This window comes from Pseudomonas sp. A-1 (assembly GCF_004801855.1).
Lineage (GTDB): Bacteria > Pseudomonadota > Gammaproteobacteria > Pseudomonadales > Pseudomonadaceae > Geopseudomonas.
On the sequence record NZ_SSTC01000158.1, the window covers coordinates 1 to 4,944 of the forward strand.

Below are 4,944 nucleotides of genomic sequence, written 5' to 3' on the forward strand. Positions count from 1 at the left end.
ACCGAGCTGATGGCCAAGCATCATGAGGCACCTGCTTCACTCCAATAACCGTGTTGCACTCAGTTCCTGCAACCGCCGAGTTTAAGTGAACGATGAGCCCCAAAGACAAAATCAATATAATTAATAGGGTGGAAGTCAAAATTCACCTACCAGCAATAGCGGCGGCTTGGTTTGGATCAAGTGTTTTATTGGGATGGTTACTATCTTTTATTACTCAGCCTTTTGATTTAATAAAATTGCTTTACTCCAATTATCAAGGACATATAGAGAGATATAATATATTCTGTCTAGTCATGATCGTCGCGCTATTTCTGACGCCATTAATATTTCTACTTTCCTTGAAAAATGGATTTAGCTTCGTCTCGCTCCGTAGCGGAGGTGGATTGATCTTTTCCATTTTCGCCGTCCTCGGGATTCTGGTTGGATTAGGGGCGGTAGGCTTTGAGGGGAAAAATAAGTTTTCACAAATTGCGAGAGGGATTGTTCATAACCTAGATTGGCTGGGTGCGGCTCTAATTAGTTTTATTGGACTCTATCTATTTGTTTCATGCATTGTCGTTATATTAAAAAACGGAAGGAACCATTAAGATGACAGATGATGCAGGTTTTGAAAGTCTTTTCAAGAGTTATTGGTCAAACGTCGCTGGCGTATTAGGTAGTATCTCCAACGATGCCATCGAGGATGAGCGTCTCGGGCTGGTGTATAGCGCACGGATTCAGATCCATGAAAGTCGTATCCGTGTGGGCGAGAATGATATCGCCCTGTCGCCGGGGATGTCGGTCAGGGCGGAGGTGAAGACCGACAAGCGCAAGGTTATCGACTACTTTCTCAGTCCGATTCAGCAGTATGTCGATGAAAGTTTAGTGGGGCGCTGACCTTGGCGTGATGTGTGGGGGCTTTATGTTTTTTCTTGGCGCGCTATTGGTTTTTTATTTTTATGGAAAGGATTGATAGTATGCGTGCGGGTAATTTTCGTCGAGTTATGGTTGATTCATTTTATGGCTCACATTTCCCAGTCTGGATATTTCTGCTTGTCTTTGTCGCTTGGGTTTTCGGGTTTTTCGGAGGTGGGGTGGCTAGCTCGTTTTATGATGCCTTTATATTTCTCCCGCCTAATGTCAAGGGCGTGCTTGATCTTCCTTTTAAGAGGCCTTCAAGCGTTTCCGCTTCTCTCTTGATAATTCATGCTGCATGGGTTTTTGTTATTTTTGTATCTGCCTTTTCTGGGGGGGCGTACTTTAAGCTTGAAAATGTAATGAGGCTTGATGCGCGGATTGCATTTAAAGGGTTTCTGGGGGCTGTTGTGATGGGGCCTCTTTTTATATGGGGGGCGCTTTGCTTTGCAGGGAAAAGCAACTATTTGGGGGGGATTTTTATTAAGTATGATTTTTTGTATTTGTTGATGGTTTTTGCTTTTTGGTGGGCATTTGGCGCCTGCTGCCTTGTGGTGTACGGAGCTACTTTGAAGCTCTTTAAATACTTAAATGGAGATTGATATGGCAAGCATGGATGATTATTTTGATGCAATGACTGCCTCCGTGGAAAAGGGCGGTTGCAGGATCTGAGTGCAACACGGTTACTGGATTGAGGCGGGTGCCTCATGATGCTTGGCCATCAACTCGGTCATGACCTCGATGGGGCACTTGAAGCCGAAGCGCTTACGCGGTCGGATGTTCAGTTCGTAGGCGATCGCATCCAACTGCTCTTGGCTGTATACCGACAGGTCCGTGCCCTTGGGCAGGTACTGCCGGATCAGTCCGTTGATGTTTTCGTTGCTACCGCGCTGCCAAGGGCTGTGCGGGTCGCAGAAGTAGATCGCCACACCCGTCTTCTGGGTGAGCTCCGCATGGCGTGCCATCTCCCGTCCCTGGTCGTAGGTCATGCTCTTGCGCGCCGCCAGCGGCATGCGATTCAACGCCGCGCTGAAGCCCGCCTGTACGGCGGCTCCGGCAACGATCGCCTCTCCGTCAGCGGCTCGGCGCAGGACAACCTGTTCGTCGGCGGCGAAGGCAACGACTACGACACCAGCCCGGACAGCCTGGATACCCTGCTGTTCGGCGGTGACGTGGGCGTGGAGGACATCTGGTTCCGCCGCAGTGGCTCGAACCTGGAGGTGAGCATCATCGGCTCAGGCGACAAGGCCACCATCAGCAACTGGTATTCGGGCGGCAGCTACCACCTGGACCAGTTCAAGACCGCCGATGGCAAGACCCTGCTGGAAGGCCAGGTGCAGAGCCTGGTCGACGCCATGGCCGCCTTCGGCGTGCCGGCCGGCGGCGAGGGCAACCTCGGTGCCGAGCAGAAGCTTCAGCTGGAGACGGTGATCGCCGCCAACTGGCAGTGATCGTTCCGATCTGAACAGCGGCCGGGGCATTCGCTGCGAATGCCCCGGCCGTTCCGTTTCAGCCCTGCAGCCCGCCAAAACGCCGGTAGAAGCTCTCGCCGGCCTCCGGCAGCGGGCCGTCGGCGGTTTCCAGCACCTGGTTCAGCCACTGCTCGGCCGGCGCGCAGATCAGCCGGTAGATGTTGCGGCACAGCTGGCGCGCGGCGCGGCCTTCCCAGTCGCCGGGGAGCAGTTCGTCGGGCAGCTGCGGGTCGCGCAGCAGCAGCTTGCGGTATTCGTGGATCAAGAGGGTGCGGGCGAGGAAGCAGTCCTGCGGCTCGAGCCGCTCCTGCTCGCGCAGCGCCTGCCACAGCGGGCGGAACAGCTGGATGAACTCGCTGTAGTGCTGGCCGAGCACGTCGATCTTCCAGCTCTCCTTGACCTGCAGGCGCAGCGCCCGCGAGGCCAGCACCTCCTGGGCAGTGGTCTCGAACAGGATGGTGTCGTCCAGCGCCTCCAGCTCCTGCAGGGTCGCCGCCACGTCGGCGCGGTCGCAGCGCGGGCTGGCCAGCACGGTCGGCGCCAGCGCGCCGAAGCCCTGCCACTCCAGCTCCTCGCGCACCTGCTTGCGCTTGTCCGCCTCCAGCTGCGACAGCACCGCCAGGCACCAGGCGCCGTCCCAGGCCGGCACGCTGCTGCTGTAGACCCGCTTGAAGGCCTTCTCGAAGCGCCGCCGGCCGGGACCGGTCAGGCTGTAGTAGCTGCGCCGGCCGACCTTGTCGGCCTTCAGCCAGCCGTCCTTGGTCAGGCGGAACACCGAGGTGCGGATCAGCCGCTGGTTGATGCCCATCGGCTCGAGCAGCTGGATCAGGCTGCCCAGCCACACGGCGCCGCCATGCGGCTCGATGGCGTCGCCGTAGACGGTGACGATCAGCGAGCTGGCGCGGATGGGGGTCTGTTCCTGGAAGCGCTGGATCAGGTTTGCCAGAGGAGCGAGGGAAGTCATGGATACGGGATTGGCCGGAAAATCGCGACTATACCTAGGGGATCGGGCGTAAGGCTACCGTCCTACCGTGCCACTCGGGCATTCGGCCGACGCGCCGCGCATGGCACTGGCAGACAAGTGCTTGGCAGGCACAGCCATGCAGGTCGACGGCAGCCCCGGCAGACTCGGGGACGCCAACCGCTGCGCTCGCCATCGCGGCCCAATACCCAGAACAAGGGAGCCATCCCATGCGAATAACACACCTCCTTGCACGCACCACGCTGGCCCTCGGCATCGCCCTGGCCGGTGCGGCCCAGGCCGAGCTGCCGGTGGAAAAGGAAGGCCAGGTCACCCTGCCCTTCCCGCCGGAGCCGCACCGCGCCTACATCGTCGACGTCGAATTCACCAACATGATCGCTACCCGCGTGGTGGTGGTCGATCCGGACGCCAAGCGCATGCTCGGCATGCTCAGCACCGGCGGCATGGCGCCGATGGTGCCGGCGCACGACCAGAAGACCCTCTACACCGCCGACACCTACTGGTCGCGCTACGTGCGCGGCACCCGTACCGACATGCTGACCGCCTGGGACAGCTCGACCCTGTCGCCGCTGTGGGAGGTGGAGATTCCGCCCAAGCGCACCAACAGCATCACCGAGCGCTACGCGCTGAACACCAGCAGCGACGACCGCTTCGTCTACATCTACAACTTCACCCCGTCGACCTCGGTCACCGTGGTCGATGCCAAGGCACGCAAGACGGTCAACGAGATCGCCATCGGCGGCTGCATCCTCAACTACCCGGTGGGCGCGCGGCGCTTCGCCTCGCTGTGCGGCGACGGCAGCCTGCAGGTGGTCACCCTCAACGACGAGGGCAAGGAGATCGGCCGCCACCAGACGCCGATGTTCGACCCCAACCAGGTCAAGATGGTCGAGCGCGCGGTGGCCAAGGGCGACGTCTACTACTTCACCACCACCGAAGGCGAGATCCATCCGGTCGACCTGTCCGGCGACAAGCCGAAGTTCCTGCCGACCTGGTCGCTGGTCAGTGCGGAAGAGAAGAAGGCCGGCTGGGCCCCCGGCGGCTGGCAGACCATGGCACTGGCGCCCAAGCTCGACCGCCTGTACGTGCTGATGCACCCGGACCACAAGCCGCTCAACTGGGAAGATCCGAGCAACACCGTGTGGGTCTTCGACCTGAAGACCGGCAAGAAGATCGGTACCCTGGAAGCGCCCGGCCTGATGTGGAGCCTGCACGCCACCAGCGACGACAAGCCGCTGCTGCTGGCCAGCACCGTCACCGGCGACCTCGAGGTGTTCGACCTGAACAGCGGCAAGCACACCGGCACCATGACCGGGATCGCCAAGACGCCGACCCTGGTGCAGAGCCACTGAGGAGGTTGCCATGCCACTCGATCCGATCCTGATCTACGCCTGCGCCCTGGCGCTGGCGGCGATCCTGGCGACCGCGGCGACCCACAAGCTGCGCGCGCCGCGCTGGTTCGCCGCGCAGCTGGAGGCCTACGCCCTGCTGCCGACGGCGCTGATCAGGCCGGCGGCGCGCGCCCTGCCGCTGCTCGAGGGCGCCGTCGCCCTCGGCCTGCTGCTGCCGTTCAGCCGTGGCGGCGCGGCAGTGGCC

Annotated in this window: 7 protein-coding genes and 1 pseudogene; 6 read left to right on the forward strand and 2 right to left on the reverse strand. The window is 60.0% G+C overall.

Annotation, left to right across the window (positions count from 1 at the left end; genetic code table 11):
* Positions 1-92: 92 nt before the first annotated feature.
* The 3 genes from E5198_RS20385 (at position 93) to E5198_RS20395 (ending at position 1,496) form a co-directional block, all read left to right on the forward strand.
* Positions 93-587, forward strand: a complete 495-nt coding sequence (locus E5198_RS20385; protein WP_136491744.1) for a hypothetical protein — start codon at positions 93-95, stop codon at positions 585-587.
* A 1-nt stretch (position 588) separates the two neighbouring features.
* A complete protein-coding gene (locus E5198_RS20390) occupies positions 589-876 on the forward strand; it encodes a hypothetical protein (RefSeq protein WP_305956080.1) in 288 nt (95 codons plus the stop codon).
* A gap of 80 nt (positions 877-956) precedes the next feature.
* Complete coding sequence (locus tag E5198_RS20395; protein WP_136491745.1) at positions 957-1,496, forward strand: hypothetical protein; 540 nt, start codon at positions 957-959, stop codon at positions 1,494-1,496.
* Positions 1,497-1,577: 81 nt separating this feature from the next.
* On the opposite strand, the pseudogene E5198_RS20400 reads toward E5198_RS20395, so the two are convergent.
* Positions 1,578-1,931 (reverse strand): annotated as a pseudogene (locus E5198_RS20400) (IS30 family transposase); the annotation flags it as partial.
* Between E5198_RS20400 and E5198_RS20405 the strand changes: the two are divergent.
* Complete coding sequence (locus tag E5198_RS20405) at positions 1,848-2,345, forward strand: calcium-binding protein (RefSeq protein ID WP_136491746.1); 498 nt, start codon at positions 1,848-1,850, stop codon at positions 2,343-2,345. The pseudogene E5198_RS20400 and the gene E5198_RS20405 sit on opposite strands and share 84 nt — an antisense overlap.
* A gap of 58 nt (positions 2,346-2,403) precedes the next feature.
* Here the strand turns inward: E5198_RS20405 and paaX are convergent, their stop codons facing one another.
* Entirely contained in the window at positions 2,404-3,330 is a 927-nt protein-coding gene (gene paaX, locus E5198_RS20410) for a phenylacetic acid degradation operon negative regulatory protein PaaX (protein WP_136491747.1), read from the reverse strand.
* Positions 3,331-3,557: 227 nt separating this feature from the next.
* Between paaX and E5198_RS20415 the strand changes: the two genes are divergently transcribed.
* Both E5198_RS20415 and E5198_RS20420 read left to right on the forward strand, forming a co-directional pair.
* Positions 3,558-4,700 carry an amine dehydrogenase large subunit gene (locus E5198_RS20415; RefSeq protein ID WP_136491748.1) on the forward strand — a complete coding sequence of 381 codons (1,143 nt, stop codon included), beginning with the start codon at positions 3,558-3,560 and terminating at the stop codon, positions 4,698-4,700.
* 10 nt (positions 4,701-4,710) lie between these two features.
* Positions 4,711-4,944: MauE/DoxX family redox-associated membrane protein (locus tag E5198_RS20420; protein ID WP_305956081.1), on the forward strand; the 234-nt coding region annotated here is incomplete at its 3' end.

Bases quoted from the DNA above. Each gene is read 5' to 3' on its own strand.
- E5198_RS20385 (WP_136491744.1), top strand. From the start codon at position 93: ATGAGCCCCAAAGACAAAATCAATATAATTAATAGGGTGGAAGTCAAA.
- E5198_RS20390 (WP_305956080.1), top strand. From the start codon at position 589: ATGACAGATGATGCAGGTTTTGAAAGTCTTTTCAAGAGTTATTGGTCA.
- E5198_RS20395 (WP_136491745.1), top strand. From the start codon at position 957: ATGCGTGCGGGTAATTTTCGTCGAGTTATGGTTGATTCATTTTATGGC.
- E5198_RS20405 (WP_136491746.1), top strand. From the start codon at position 1,848: ATGGCGTGCCATCTCCCGTCCCTGGTCGTAGGTCATGCTCTTGCGCGC.
- paaX (WP_136491747.1), bottom strand. From the start codon at position 3,330: ATGACTTCCCTCGCTCCTCTGGCAAACCTGATCCAGCGCTTCCAGGAA.
- E5198_RS20415 (WP_136491748.1), top strand. From the start codon at position 3,558: ATGCGAATAACACACCTCCTTGCACGCACCACGCTGGCCCTCGGCATC.